At 41.3% G+C, this 15,093-nt stretch carries 13 protein-coding genes; all 13 read right to left on the bottom strand.

The genetic code is table 11. The features are described from left to right. Positions 1-224 precede the first annotated feature (224 nt). Entirely contained in the window at positions 225-461 is a 237-nt protein-coding gene (locus V7L95_RS14290) for a YlmC/YmxH family sporulation protein (RefSeq protein WP_008344958.1), read from the bottom strand. Between the two features lie 79 nt (positions 462-540). After that, the gene (locus V7L95_RS14285) at positions 541-1,317 is read right to left on the bottom strand and encodes an ABC transporter ATP-binding protein (RefSeq protein ID WP_019743283.1); all 777 of its coding nucleotides are present in this window, start codon (positions 1,315-1,317) and stop codon (positions 541-543) included. A 129-nt stretch (positions 1,318-1,446) separates the two neighbouring features. Beyond that, positions 1,447-1,803, bottom strand: a complete 357-nt coding sequence (locus V7L95_RS14280) for a PTS glucitol/sorbitol transporter subunit IIA (protein WP_007499733.1) — start codon at positions 1,801-1,803, stop codon at positions 1,447-1,449. Between the two features lie 26 nt (positions 1,804-1,829). Further along, the gene (locus V7L95_RS14275; RefSeq protein WP_008344962.1) at positions 1,830-2,840 is read right to left on the bottom strand and encodes a PTS glucitol/sorbitol transporter subunit IIB; all 1,011 of its coding nucleotides are present in this window, start codon (positions 2,838-2,840) and stop codon (positions 1,830-1,832) included. A gap of 13 nt (positions 2,841-2,853) precedes the next feature. Next, positions 2,854-3,384 carry a PTS glucitol/sorbitol transporter subunit IIC gene (locus tag V7L95_RS14270; RefSeq protein WP_003210918.1) on the bottom strand — a complete coding sequence of 177 codons (531 nt, stop codon included), beginning with the start codon at positions 3,382-3,384 and terminating at the stop codon, positions 2,854-2,856. Positions 3,385-3,401: 17 nt separating this feature from the next. Then, complete coding sequence (locus V7L95_RS14265; protein ID WP_008354650.1) at positions 3,402-3,833, bottom strand: transcriptional regulator GutM; 432 nt, start codon at positions 3,831-3,833, stop codon at positions 3,402-3,404. Positions 3,834-3,845: 12 nt separating this feature from the next. Next, positions 3,846-5,090, bottom strand: a complete 1,245-nt coding sequence (locus V7L95_RS14260) for an SAF domain-containing protein (RefSeq protein ID WP_008344966.1) — start codon at positions 5,088-5,090, stop codon at positions 3,846-3,848. Positions 5,091-5,333: 243 nt separating this feature from the next. Beyond that, positions 5,334-6,272, bottom strand: coding sequence for a sugar-binding transcriptional regulator (locus V7L95_RS14255; protein ID WP_007499742.1), 939 nt, complete (start codon positions 6,270-6,272; stop codon positions 5,334-5,336). Positions 6,273-6,422: 150 nt separating this feature from the next. Next, positions 6,423-7,202, bottom strand: coding sequence for an RNA polymerase sporulation sigma factor SigG (sigG, locus tag V7L95_RS14250; protein ID WP_003211879.1), 780 nt, complete (start codon positions 7,200-7,202; stop codon positions 6,423-6,425). A 143-nt stretch (positions 7,203-7,345) separates the two neighbouring features. Further along, positions 7,346-8,065: an RNA polymerase sporulation sigma factor SigE gene (gene sigE / locus V7L95_RS14245; protein WP_007499746.1), complete on the bottom strand. Its 720-nt coding sequence runs from the start codon at positions 8,063-8,065 to the stop codon at positions 7,346-7,348. Between the two features lie 59 nt (positions 8,066-8,124). Continuing rightward, positions 8,125-9,054 carry a sigma-E processing peptidase SpoIIGA gene (spoIIGA, locus tag V7L95_RS14240; RefSeq protein ID WP_017367198.1) on the bottom strand — a complete coding sequence of 310 codons (930 nt, stop codon included), beginning with the start codon at positions 9,052-9,054 and terminating at the stop codon, positions 8,125-8,127. 249 nt (positions 9,055-9,303) lie between these two features. Beyond that, positions 9,304-13,623, bottom strand: a complete 4,320-nt coding sequence (locus V7L95_RS14235; RefSeq protein ID WP_340966931.1) for a S8 family serine peptidase — start codon at positions 13,621-13,623, stop codon at positions 9,304-9,306. A gap of 295 nt (positions 13,624-13,918) precedes the next feature. Next, positions 13,919-15,064 carry a cell division protein FtsZ gene (ftsZ, locus tag V7L95_RS14230; protein ID WP_007499752.1) on the bottom strand — a complete coding sequence of 382 codons (1,146 nt, stop codon included), beginning with the start codon at positions 15,062-15,064 and terminating at the stop codon, positions 13,919-13,921. Positions 15,065-15,093 lie beyond the last annotated feature (29 nt).

Raw genomic sequence — 15,093 nt, 5'->3', positions numbered from 1 at the left:
CTCTCTTTATATCGCTCCTAATATCGCTCCTATTTTACCACAAGACGTGCAAAGACAGTTAGTGGGATTCATTAAATATTACACTCAAATGTGCCCTTTCTACAGGTTTTTTTTCAAATTGATATGAAAACGTAATCTTTTTACCCGAAAAAGACATTGATTGCTGAGAATGGAGAGCTTGTTTCAAGGAAAATTTGATCTATTGATTGAGGAGTTTACACGAATTAAGAAGACAATCGGACAAGTATCACATCTTCGCCAATTTTTACTATATTTCGCCACGGGACAATCATTTCCTCTTCTTTTCCGAAAAATCCCATCATTTTACCTGTACCGCCTATGATAATCGCTTGTATTTTACCGCTCGTGACATTAATATCGATGTCTCCAATGGTACCTAATTTTTTTCCGCTGGACACATCGACGACATCTTTGATTTGGAATTCAGAAATACTGATCATCTGTCCTTCCCCGCCTTTCGTTTTCTACTATAATATGTATGATGGAAAAGCAGGGAAGCAGACCAATAGTTTCTCTTATCTACAATTTACTTAAGTGAGGACGGCCGTTTTGCCACATGACTTCGACTGGACATTCAAAAAAGGAAGAAAGCAAGTCACTTGTCATCATCTGCTTTGTCTCCCCTTTATGAAAAACAGTACCTTCTTTTAATAATAAGGTGTGCTGAAAAATCGGGAGAATCTCTTCTGCGTGGTGGGTTGTATAGAGCAATGTGGGCGCATCTGGTTTTGATGCAATCAATGAGATCGTCTCCAGAACTTGTTCTCTTGCTAAAAAATCAAGACCTGTCACAGGTTCATCTAAGATCAGAAGCTTCGGATCATTCATTAAAGCTCTTGCGATCAGCACTTTTTGTTTCTCCCCTTGCGACAGGGTTTCATACGTGCGATTGGCATATTGAAATGAGCCAAATGTTTTTAATAAATCAATTGCCTTCTCTCTTATCTCATCTGTCGGTGTTTCATAAAGTCCGATGGAAGCAAATGCCCCGCTCAAAACAATTTCAAATGCATTGTCATCTCTGTGCAGCTTCTTTTCAAGACCAGCAGAGATGAGACCAATTTTCTTCCTTAGTTTTTCACCAAGCGCTTCCTTGCCAAACACATGACCTAACACCGTCATCTCACCTGACGTTGGAAAATAATATGAGCAAAGCATATTTAATAAAGCGGTTTTTCCCGCACCATTCAATCCATAAAGCACCCAGTGTTCCTGGTTTTTCACCTGCCAGTCAATAGAACGAAGCAGCCATTTTCCATTTCGTTTTAAAGAAACATCCTTCAAGTCAAGCGACACGATCTTTTCCCCCTGAATAAAAATTCTGAATAAACAAATAATAACGTCTACAGCATATCGCAAATGTTTCAATCAGTAAACCTAACGCAAAAAAGCTGCTCCCTATTAAGGAACAGCTTTTTTGCATGGTTACGAAATTTCAATTCGTACGCCCTCTTTAATGTCAGGAAACGTATGCGGGGATGCAAAGACAGCTCCCGGTAATACATCATCAAACGGCTCTTGGAAGTAGATCGAAATATGGCCGAGTTCCTTAAAGTTGTCATTTGCTTTATTGCCTAAAGCAGTAATGGTATAAGTTTGGTCGCCCACTTGAATCGTTCCGCCTAATTTCAGCGGCTCTTCTTCTAAGTGTTCAAACTCATGAATGACAGACATATCTCTTAATTCCTGCGGCGCTGCTGGTCCAAATAAAACAATCAGCTTATCTTCTTTAAACTGCGGGACTAAGATCCCAATTTCTTTTACGACAGATTGTGTTACCATGTATCTCGATTCCTCCTTTAATACGTTTAATACATACCGAAGCTGGCAACGTATGCGATCACAACAGATAGAACGCCTGTAATGAGACGGCTATACAAAACTGCTGGTACCCCATATTGTACCGTTTCCGGCTTCGCTTCACCAAGTGATAGCCCCACCGGGATAAAGTCACACCCTACTTGACCGTTGATCGCAAACAGTGCTGGAAGAGCAAATTGAGGCGGAATATTCCCTAGTGCAATTTGACTACCAATGAGAACACCGATGACTTGTGCAATGACTGCCCCAGGTCCTAAGACAGGCGATAGGAACGGTAAGGTACAGACAACAACGAGCAGTAAGAGCCCCCATAAAGATCCTGCCAAAGGTGAAAGGAAATGGGCAATCAGATCACCGATTTTTGTATAATTGATAATTCCAATTAACATACTGACAAAGGCCATGAATGGAATAATGTTTTTAAGGAGCATATCAACTGAATCACGACCAGCTTGATAGAATGTGCCGGTTACTTTCCCGATTCCTCTTGAGAATCTCATGAGGAAATTCCCTTTTTCTTGACGTTCGATATTTTCCTCTTTCAGTTTTGAATAGGTTTCTTTGAAATTCTCTTTGTCAATTGGGCCGCTGCTTTCTTGACCTTCTACAGTCCCTTCACTATCAGATGCTTCCGCAAAGGAAATATCTTTTTCTGTGACACCTGATACGAAGATATCCTCTGTAATGTGTTTTGCAAGCGGTCCAGAAGGAGAGGATGCCAGCACATCGACAGTTGGAATGCGTTTCATTGGATAAAGTCCGATTCGCGCTGTTCCTCCGCAGTCAATGACAACACACATCATTTCATCTTCTGGTATAGAATTTTTAAAACCATCACATGCTTCTGTCCCTGTCATTTCTGCAATTTTACGTGCAACTGGGTGAATGCCTCCTCCTGTAATGGAAACGACCTTTCTTCTTTTACCGGTTGGTTCAAGCTCTAATCCTTTTCCCCATCCGCCAGCACCTTTTGCAACAAATACTTTGTGGTTTGTCATGTCTAACCCTCCCCTATTGTGAATTCGCTTTCATTTTTCCTGCTAAGTATTTTGTGATCCATTCCGTAATGATTCCGCGAAGTAAAATGACAACGATCCCGACTAAGAAGTAACGAACAGCCAGCTCTGACATAGAGTATCCAGCTTCTTTAATCCCGTTCGCAATTCCTAAGTAGACAAACAGTTCTCCTGCGTTGGCATACGGGAACAGCGATGTCACCGGATGAACAAATGAAACAGCTGAATCATAGAATGCTGGTTTTTGTTTTTCAGGTAAGAAGCGGCCAAACGTATAAGCCATTGGGTTTGTCAAAATAAGAACGGATAAGATCGGCATTAACGTATAGCGCAAAATGGTATATTTCGCTGCAAACTGAATCGCTCTATTCACTCGCTCTTCTCCAATAAACTTCATGACAGCATAAGTGAAAGTAAGTAACACAACAAGCGTTGGAACGATACCTGTAACAAGACCCATGAATTGCTTTCCGCCGGCTTCAAACATCCCGATAAAGTGCTCTCCAAACCATTGAATCCATTCCATGTTTCATCTCCCCTTTCTTAGTTCACATTTGTTATATTTTTTTTAGAAATCGAGACAAGCGCCTGCTCCGCTGCCATGGAGAGTGCTTGCATGACAGCTGGTCCCCTTTTGCGCTTTTTCAATGTTTGTTTCATCATGTGATGCTCATCAAGCACAGCCCCCACATGTTTTCCTTCATAGGAAGGCAGTTCCTTAAATTTAGACAAAATCGAGACGCCACCCAGCACATGACACTTTTGAATGATGTATGATTCATCGACAATGATGAGCGCAATGGCTCCAGGGCCAAATTTGCGCCGCTCCATTCCTGAAAACAAGTGATAGCCTTGTTTCCCTTTATAGTCGTCAATCAGTGAATCCATGCTTTTGCGGTAGTACTTGATTTGAATAAACGATAAACCATACTGCACAATCAGAATGATACAAAGTACGATTGCTAATTTTTCCATAGCCTCACGTCCTTATGATTGAAATAAGTGATCTTGTAATGAACGCAGCTTCCAGACCGTTGTGTTTGAATCAAGTTCTACATCATCATGAGATAGGAATTGCCCCAATTTGATATCTTTTTTCGCTACCACTTTTCCGCTGATTAAGCCAATTGGGATGTGGCCGTTCGCTTTCATGTCTTGATGTGTTTCAAGTACACCTCTTACGGAGTATCCGCCAATACCATCAAGTGTTTCTCCTGCTTTAATATCTCTTTTCGCCACAGCGACAGTTTCTGATACTGGTACACCAATTGGATGGATTGAAGAATCGTGTTGTAAGACTGCTTTTGCGATCGTCACTGGTGTTTCAAGGCTTGCTAAGTGGAAAGGACGATACAGTGTGTAGTGAGGACCTTTTCCAACTTTTAAGTAACGAAGCTCTTCATCTACTGGCTCAAGATCACTCTTGACGATGACAAAGACACCTGGTGCCAGTCCGTTTACATATTCAACGACTCCGAAGTTATCCAGTACGCCGCCTTGCTGTTTTTGATTTAATTTATCTGCTACATTTTCTAAATTCGCTTCTACTCCGTGCATGCCGACTTTATCAGGCAAAAGTCCTGTTGCATTACTTAATAGGTTCATTTCTGCCATCGTTTTTGTTCCGTCTTGGAATGCTGCCAGCATGTGGGCACTCATATGTTTACTATCTGCTTCAGCTTTACACGTATCTGGGTTTGCTTCTGGGAAGAATGGGTTGTTCTTACCTTTCCCAGCAACCAATACTTCAAGCCCCATTGTTTTTGCAAATTCATATAGTTCTAGCGTTGCTGCTGGTTCATCTCCAGCTGATCCAGAGTAAACAAGTCCTGCATTCGTGAATAATTTATGCATGACCAAACCGATCGTAATATCGACTTCTACATTTAAAAGAACGAGATGTTTTTTTGAATTAAGCGCTTCCAAAGAAATGTTTGCTCCGACCTCTGGAACACCTGTTGCATCCACAACGACTTCCACGGAATCTGATTGAATCACTTCTCTGTAATCATTTGTGACGACCATTTGATGTGGTTTCGCATGTTGCTTGTAAAAATTCGCTGCTTTCTCAGCTGCACTAAGATGAATATCACAAACACCTGCGACAATCATGCCTGGAATTTTAGAAATTTGTGAAATGAGTCCAAACCCCATTTGGCCTGCCCCGATTATCCCAACTTTGATTGGATCTCCGCTGCGTTCTCGTGCTAACAATTGTTGATAAATTGACATCTAAATCATCCTTTCAGGTTTTCTTGCTTCACAATAGATTGCTAGAAAAATAATCTGAAACTTTTAACAAATGTTATAAAAATTAACAAAAATCTGTTTCTTGTAACATTTGTTATTTTATTTATCATTTGTTATGAACTTAGTTTATATGATGTGTCAACTTTGTGTCAAGATAAAATCGATAAAATTTTCAATCTTTTTGAGTCTAAAGACTCAAAAAAACTACCTAATCGGCTTAGGTAGTTACTTTAATAGGGCATCTCCGGTTTGTTCATCTGTAATTAACACATGAATTAATCCACCTTCTAACGCTGCCCTGATCGCTTCAATTTTTTCTTCTCCTCCAGCGACACCAATCACAAGCGGGATCTCTTTCAGTTTTTGAGGACTGATCCCCATCACCCGGTCGTTCCACGGATGCGGATACACTTCACCTTTATGATCAATAAAGTTATAACAAATGTCACCCGCGACATCTTTCGCTTGCAGGATATCTTCCTCACCACTTGTCATATAGGATTTCACCATCGTTGAATGTTGCGGAACCCCGCCTATTCCTACGACCGCGATATTTGATGATTCTCCTAATTCAATGACTTTTTTGATCGACGGCTGTCTAATGAGTACATCTTTCGCTTCTTTCGTATCAAGCATGACAGGCACATGTAAAAACTCACATTTGGATTTGAGTGCTTCTGAGCATCTTCCAATAATATAGTTGGCATGAATATCAACATCTTCATTTCCGACGCCTCCGACTAGCGGAACAAATGTCACAGACGGAAAATGCTGAACAGACGTAAGCGCTTTCGCCATTTCATGCAAGGTTGTCCCTGATGAAAAACCGATGACTTGTCCATCCTTCATGACTTTTAATAAAAAGCCCGCAGCCGCAGCTCCTATTCGACTTTTTGTTGTTTCTTGACTGAGAGATTCCACACACACGACTTCTCGCAGCCCGTATTTTCGCTCTATTTTTCTTTCTAACGAACCATATTGTTGATTCACTTCATCATGAATAATGATTTCCACGATTCCTGCTTCACGTGCTTTTGCCAAATATTTCGATATGAGCGAACGGCTAACCCCAACAGCTTCTGCAATTTTAGATTGAGTGGCGCCTTCTTCATAGTACATATGCGCAACCTTAATGAGCAGCCTTCTTTCATCATGGAATGTCATAATAACCCTTCTTTCCGCTTCTCTATTCCCTCACAAATGATATTTCAAATAACATTTGTTAAAAACAGATTAAATGAAAAAAATAACAGAGTCAATACTAGAGATGGGTTCTCTAAAAAGAATGAAAAAAGCCGCACATTAGCGGCGGCTTTAAAAAATATTTTTATTCATTTGTTTGATTGCTGCTTTTTCAAGCCTTGATACTTGTGCTTGAGAAATGCCGATTTCTTCTGCCACTTCCATTTGTGTTTTGCCTTGGAAGAAGCGTTTGCGAAGGATCATTTTTTCTCGATCATTCAATCTGCGCATTCCCTCTTTTAAGGCCAATTCTTCTACCCATTGTGTATCTTTGTTCCGTTCATCACTAATTTGATCCATCACATAAATCGGATCTCCTCCGTCATTATAAATCGGTTCAAACAAAGAAACAGGATCTTGAATGGCATCTAGGGCAAAAACAATTTCCTCATGAGGGACTTCTAACACTTTGGCAATGTCTTCTGCCGTTGGTTCCTTGCTTGTCTCACTAATCAGTCTCTCACGGACTTGAAGCGCCTTATAGGCAATATCTCTTAGTGAACGAGACACCCGGATAGGGTTGTTATCGCGCAAGTATCGACGGATTTCTCCTATGATCATAGGGACCGCATAAGTTGAAAATCTGACATTGTGGCTTAAATCAAAATTATCAATTGATTTCATTAATCCGATACAGCCTACTTGGAAGAGATCATCAACATACTCGCCTCTGTTGTTAAAACGCTGAATCACACTTAAAACCAACCGCAAATTGCCATTGACTAGCTTTTCTCTTGCTGTATCGTCACCTTCATCTTGCAGCTGTCTGAATAATTTTCTCATCTCGTCGTTTTTCAGAACAGGCAGTTTGGAGGTGTCGACTCCGCAGATTTCCACTTTATTTCTGGACACTTTTTTCCCTCCCTACAGGAGCTGTTGTACAAAGTTCAGTATCTCCGTGGGATGGAAAAATATGCACGGTCTATGACGAGAAAGATGTGAAAAAATGGTGATCCCTTTGACAGTACAGGGATAAAGCTTTCAAAAAAATTTTTTTAGACCATCTTATTAAATTCTTTTTGCAATCGTTTAATAATTCTTTTTTCGAGCCTTGAAATATAGGACTGAGAAATACCAAGCATGTCGGCAACATCTTTTTGTGTTTTTTCTTCACCGCCAACTAAACCGAACCTCAGTTCCATGATCTGTTTTTCACGATCGTTTAATTGTTCTAACGCTTTTTTCAGTAATTTTTTATCGACATTTGCTTCAATATCCCGGGTGATAATATCATCATCTGTCCCAAGTACATCTGATAAAAGCAATTCATTGCCGTCCCAGTCAATGTTAAGCGGCTCATCAAACGATACTTCTGAACGGATTTTATTATTTCGACGCAAATACATCAAAATCTCATTTTCAATACATCTAGACGCATATGTGGCCAGTTTGATCTTTTTTTCTGGATTAAACGTATTTACTGCCTTTATGAGGCCTATCGTTCCGATACTAATCAAATCCTCAATGTTAATGCCTGTGTTTTCAAATTTTCTTGCGATATAAACGACCAATCGCAAGTTTCTTTCAATCAAAATGGCTCGTGCTGTTTGATCACCTTTTGGTAATTTAACGAGCAATTCTTGTTCTTCATCCTTTGATAATGGCGGAGGCAGTGCCTCACTTCCACCAATATAATAAATCTCATCACTCTTTAACCCTAGCTTCATGAGGAGTTTATACCAGTAGTAAGTGAGTTTAAATTTTAATTTTTTCATCTTCTTCTCCCTTCTAAATGTCCAGTTGACTTCGTAAGATAAAAGACATCACAAAAAAACTACGACACCCCTTGTATCATTTTTCCGTCTAACATCTCTGGATGAATGATGGATTGAAATTCCTGATCTGCTGATAATCCACTTAGACTCATCCCAACAAAACACTTCGCTGGCTGGATCATATGCGTTTTTGTATAAAGGACGACCGTATCTGGTTTAAAGCATAGTAGAAACCCGTGATCATGACCGACTGCGCGATATGGAACGAGTCTTAAACGATCAAGCAGCGGAAAATGGTCATCAAGCTTTTGCATCACTTCAACAGGATGAAACTGTTTCATTTTTTCTATAAATGGCTCTCCGAAAATAGATGTGAGCTGATCGAGCTGGACGATCATGACAGGTGTTTTCGTCAATGGATCATACAGCTGATTTCCAGAATCGACCAGACCATTTAAGCGGATCGTTTCTCCTTGAATGTGTATCTCCACAAGTACTTGTTCGTCATATTGTCTTTTTTTCGCACCAACCTCTCCTAATCGTTTCTTTGAAAACAGCCAAATGGCCGGAAAGCCAGTGAGAACAAAAAGCCAGCTAATGGGATCACCAAATCCATCATTTTGTGAAATAAGCAGTCCATCTTGAATGACTGTATTTGTCTGCAAAAACGAATGAACCCCGATCATGCCCCCTCCCATCAAAAATGTGACAAAGTAAAAAGCAAACAGGTTTTGAAAAAAGGAACGAAATCTTTGAAAGCCAAAGGTTCCAAGCACGATCAAGACAGAAAAAAGCAGTTTGCCTAAAGGGTGCGACACAATCATTGCAAATGGCGTAAAGAGCAAGAGAACAATGCTCGATCCAATGAGAGCTCCTAACATATATCGCCTTTTTTTCACTTGTCGTTTGAGAATAAATGCCGTGAGTAAGAGCAGCAATAGATCAAAACAAAAGTTTAACAGCCAAATGACATCTAAATAAATGACCACCTTCTGCTCCTTTCATCTGAAACAAAGAATCAAAAGCAGTACTTGCACTTGTTTGTACCAGTATAAAACAGTCATCGGATGGAAGTCTGTCAATTCTTGTAGGGGATGATAGAGAACTTTTGGTGGATTGTTATCGTTTTTGTCGACGTATGAGACAGAAAGAACATCAGAATGATTTGTTGGACAAGTGTCTCCTCTATCAATTGCACAAAAAAAGACACGCTCCGAAGAGTCGTGTCTTTTTCGCTGTCATTCTTTCTCATTGATGGTGAGTGTTCCTTCTGCCTTCTGTCTTGTGACATTTCCATAATCATCTTTGACAATGACTTCAATCACTGCACCTTTTGCTTTTGCAATAGATGTCGCCGTCCAGTAGCCTTCATACGTTCCCGGTGCTACTTCACGAATCGGCAGTTCAGTTGTGTTTTGAAGTTTTGATCTAGCATTTGTCAGCGGCATATGAAGAATAAAGGTGGCATCTAGCTTTTCCCTGCTTTTAAATGAAATCTTAACCGATTCACCTGATGATAGATTCATATTCTCTTTTGGCGTTAATTCAGAAATGACAGGTGCATCATATTGTACATCGATGTCGACCTTTTTAGTCGTTTTGTTTCCAGCCGCATCTTTTGCTGTCACTTTGATTGTATTTTTCCCATTTTCAAGTAGCACCCTTGCAGAATATGCCCCATCCTTTACGGTCGCTTTTTTTCCATTGACTGTGACTTGGTCTAGATAATCATCCGCTACTTTCCCTTCCACCGTGAGTGATTCTCTATTAGACTTGTCACCTTTTTTCGGTGTATCAATGGTCAACGTCGGTGCTGTTTGATCGATGATCACCTTGACTGGCTTGGAATGTTTTGTTGAGCCTTTATCCGTTACAGTCGCCGCCGTGAAGACATGCTCTCCACTTGGAACAGATACATTTTCTTTGAAAGTACCCGACTCATCTGATTTGACTTTGGCCACCTCTTCATCATTTTGATAAATGGCCACATCGAGACCCGGAGAGGCCGTGCCTTCAATCGTCAATTCACCTTGATTTGTAATGGTTCCTGCCTTTGGAGAAGTGATTTCTGGTACATCTGCTTCATAGTTTACGAGCGCACGAATCATATAATTCCCCTCTTCTTTCGGAGAAGGAGAAAAAGCACCGCTCGTCAGCTGCCAGCTTCTTTCAGCATTAGGGCCATCTTCATCTGTGGCAAGTCCCGGAGATTCGGTATTCTTTTTCGTTTGAATATAAACAAGATAGAAATCGCCATCCACTGTAATGGCTTGATCTTCTAAATCTACTTTTGTCCATTCACCATTACGCAGTGCATTTGCTTTTAAAGGTCCTGCGATTTTCTCACCTGGTGCGCCACCCTTCCCAGAAGCATCATATACTTCAACAGCAAATTCATCGCCTCCAGGAGCTGGCCATTCTGATGTCCAAAACCGGAAAAGGCCACCTGTGACTTGTGCTTGTTTCTTTCCTTTTTCTAATGAAAACTTCACAGCCCAACCATTGCCAGGATCGTAGAAAGCCCGTGCATTTTCAGCCGTTCCATCATCATAGCCAATCTCTCCCGGAAAACCGATAAAAGGCTCAAGTTTCACTGACTTTTCAAGCGGCTTTTCCGTCACATCCGCTGTAAACGTATAGCCTTTAAACCCTTTTGCAAAAATTTTGACTGTATAGACACCGCTTAATGCCTCTAGAGAAAATTCACCGGATTCATCTGTTTTCACCGGCTCAATTTTTGCGTCCTCCACAAGATAAACAGTTGCATTCTTCACCTTTTCACCAGTTGTTTCATTGACGACCGTGCCGGAGATCGTTCGTTTCTCTAGCGGCTGTAAGGAGAAATTCGCTTCTGCTGTTTCTTTTGATGCCACTTTGACTTTTTGGGACCGTGATTCAAAGCCGTAAGCTTCCGCTTTCACTGTCCATTCTCCTGCTCCTTGAGACAGCTGATATTTCCCTGTCGCTTCATCGGTGGAAGTTGATTTTCCGCTTTCTAGAACACTGATTTGCGCTCTCATTGGAAGAGCTTGAATAGACGGAGCATCATGACTGTTTTGCTTTTGAATGTGTACATGTTTATTTTTTACTTTAGCAGGCTTTGCCTTTTTTGGATCAACTGATTTCTTATTCTGGCTTGTGGATTTTTCTTTTTTGATCACACCTAGCTGGTTCTTGGCTTGTTGAGACAAAGCCTCATCTGTGATTTTCACATCATCTAAATAAAAGCCATCTTTTGTGACACTGCCATCTGTTCTTATCTGAAACAGGACTCTCACTTTTTGACCTTTATAAGCAGATAAATCAACTTCGCCTGCTGTCCACGCATTTGTTTTCCCCGTATAAGCGGACGCTTGAACGGCGTCTTCACCCTCTGGCTGTACATAGACATGCACATAATCATAATTGGCTTCGAGATCATGCCAGTATTGATATTGCAGGTAGGAAGAACCTGAATCTGGTACAGCAATGAGCGGCATAGACAAATTGGCGTCCGTTTTATTTTCATAAGGACTGTCTAAATTGGTGGCATAGACATGTTCCCCGCTAAATGCTTGTTTTGGACCTGTGGACGGTCTTCCCCACTGCCACGGATCTTTTGTTCCACCACTGAACCATCCACTTGGCCATGCTTCAAAATCTTGTGAGTAGCCAGTGGTGATGGATGTTTTAATTGGAAGTGTATAAGAATCTGATGCCGCTTCATTTCCTCCAAAATCTTTCACAATCCATCGGTATGTCACGTTTTCCCCCTCAAGTTCAGGGAGCTGCACCGTATAGGTTCCTTTTAAATGATTTCCATCCGTGCGGTTGGCTTTCAACGTCTCCCACTCACCTTGATCTACTCGGTAAGTCAAAGAAACATTTGTCACTGCTATCCCATCTTCTGCAGTGATGGTTAATGGGGTTGGCGTTGCAGCAAAAATTTCATTCGGACCTTTATGTGAAAAAACAGGTGGTTCTGTATCTTCTCCCTCTTTTGTCACCTGACCTTCAATCGTACCGATTCCATTGGTTAAAGCCGTAATCGCCTCTCTTGCATCAACTAACCCTGCCCCATAGCCGTTGTTAGGGGATTCAGGAAATTGCTGATCTGTCAGTGGTTTCGCTGTCTCAATGAGAATTTGCTGAATTTCATCCACAGAAAGGTCTGATTGCACTTGGCGAAGAAGAAGAACAACAGCTGAGACATGCGGACCTGCCATCGATGTACCATTCCACCCATCCTCATATCCTTTTCCCGGGATCGAAGAACGAATGTTTACTCCTGGAGCCGCAATATCTGGTTTCATTACGCCATATGGAGAAGGACCCTGAAGGGAGAAAGACCCTAACTTGTTGTCATGATCTGTTGCGCCTGTAGCAAAGGCTTCTTGATAGTTAGCAGGATTTGCAATCGAACCCGCACCGCCTGGATTGAATAAATCGGTATTACCGGCTGAAAATTCTGGAAAGATGTCTGCTGCTCTCCAAGCATTCACTACATCTTTATACCAATCATCAAGACCTGGCCCACCGCCCCACGAATTATTCACAACATCAGGTGCCTTTTCTGGGTGAGGATTTCCGTTACGATCTTTCGGTGCTAAAATCCACTCACCGGCATCTAACAGATCAGCATCTGTACCGCCATCTTCTGAAAAAGCTTTCACTGCAATCCATTCTGCTCCCGGTGCGACCCCAATTTGATTCTGTCCATCTGGCTCAGAACCAACCATTGTGCCTGTCACATGGGTCCCGTGCTCCAAGTCATCATAAGGGACTTCAGAGCCTGTTGTGGCATCATACCAATTCAGTTCATGAGATGGTTCGTTCGGACGAGCAGGATCAAACCCGCGGTATTTTTCTTTTAGCGCAGGGTGATCCCATTCGACACCTGTATCAATACTTGCCACAACGGTTCCGGTCCCGTCATAGCCTAAATCCCACGCTTCTGGTGCATTCACCTGAGCAATATTCCATTCAACTCCATCTACTGCTTTGATTTGTTTGTTTGGCTTAGCATGCTTCAAATCAACAGGACGATGAAGTTGACGTGTTTCATTCGGCAGCACTTGAGCTACTTCTGGAAAAGAAGCAACCTTTTCCATCACTTCTTTTGTTGCCGTCACAGCTAGACCATTCACAATATAGTAGGAATGAATATCTTTCACTTGCTTATTCTTTTTTTCCTTTTGTAAATACGCTAGGAGCGCTTGCTGCGTTTCATCAGATGTTGCTCTCAGCTCAGATACAACGGCTGATCTTTTTGTGTACTGCGTTTTAGCCGCGGTTAATTTTTGTTTTTTTGCTTTTGATACAGCTTCTTTTGCTACTTTTTGTACATTCGTTTGTTCCTTCATTTTGACTAAGAAGGTCACCTTATCTTCCTTTTGAAACTGCTTCTTTAATCTCGAAGAAATCTTGGCTTTTGTTGTCTTAGAGGAAACAGCTTCCTCCTGATATGAGGTAGAAGTCGATTTTGCTTGAACCATCCCAAAGCTTGTCATCGTTAAAGTACCAATCACCAAAAGACTCATCAAACGATAGACGGCGGTTTTGCGAAACTTCACTTTCAATAAAATCCCTCCTCCTCAAATGGTCAAACAGTGTGTATCCTGCCCCCCTTCTTTTTGATCATGACAAGATTCATGGTGTTCTCATTAATGTAGTCAAATAAAGTTCAACATTTTGTCGTTTTTTGTAAAGGGAATTAAAAATGATTCTTTTGACTTAAAAGACTCAAGCCGAAACACATACGATAGTTCCAATTAACACACAGAAACAAGACTTTTATATCAATCAGGCTCAGGATCTTCTCACCATACAGACATAAAAAACCCCTTCCAAAGGAAGGGGTTGAATCGTGCTTGCTTATCGTTTGTTGCGGTTACGTAAGAACGTTGGGATATCCAATGTATCATCACTTGACTGTGTATTTTGTCTTGGTTGTGATGATGTTTGCTGATGTTCCTCACGTTTTACTTCACGCTTTTGTGGAATAGATTGATTCTGCTTTAATCCTTGTCCTAATGGATTTCTTTGAGGTTTTGTCACTTCCGGCTCTTGCTCAATAAAACCGGTTGCGATGACTGTGACCACAATTTCATCCTTCAAGTTATCATTAATGACAGATCCAAAGATCATGTTGACATCTTCATCAGAGGCTGATGCAACAATATCCGCTGCTTCTTGTACCTCATAAAGACTAAGGTTCGTACCACCAGTAATATTCATGATAACACCTTGTGCTCCATCAATCGCTGTTTCAAGAAGTGGTGAAGAAATGGCTTTTTTCGCTGCTTCAGCAGCACGGTTTTCGCCTGTTGCGACACCAATTCCCATAAGAGCTGAACCTTTGTTAGACATGATCGTTTTCACGTCAGCAAAGTCAAGGTTAATTAAACCTGGTGTTGCAATGAGATCTGAGATCCCTTGAACACCTTGTCTTAACACGTTATCTGCTGCACGGAATGCTTCAAGCATTGGCGTGTTTTTATCGACAATTTCAAGCAGGCGATCGTTTGGAATCACGATTAACGTATCAACTGCTTCTTTCATAGAAGCAATTCCTTCAACTGCTTGAAGCTGACGCTTTCTTCCTTCAAATGTGAAAGGACGAGTCACAACTCCAACTGTCAAGGCTCCTGAATCTTTTGCGATTTTCGCAATGACAGGTGCAGCACCCGTACCAGTTCCACCGCCCATACCGGCTGTCACAAAGACCATGTCAGCGCCTTTTAGGACTTCTTCAATTTGTTCTTTGCTTTCTTCAGCAGCTTTTTTACCGACTTCAGGATTCGCACCTGCTCCAAGCCCTCTTGTCAGCTTAGCACCGATTTGCATTTTTGTTTCTGCTTTTGATAAGTTTAACGCCTGTGCATCTGTATTCACTGCAATAAAATCGACACCCTGTACGTCATTTTCAATCATTCGGTTGACTGCGTTATTTCCGCCGCCACCTACACCGATTACTTTAATTGATGCTAGGCCGTCTATATTTGTTTCAAACTCCAACATGCTGAATCCTCCTAATCCGTCGAAAATCT

It is taken from the genome of Bacillus sp. PPSBB_11, assembly GCF_038023285.1.
Classification (GTDB): Bacteria; Bacillota; Bacilli; order Bacillales; family Bacillaceae; genus Bacillus; species Bacillus altitudinis.
This window is presented reverse-complemented; position numbering and strand designations above follow the sequence as displayed.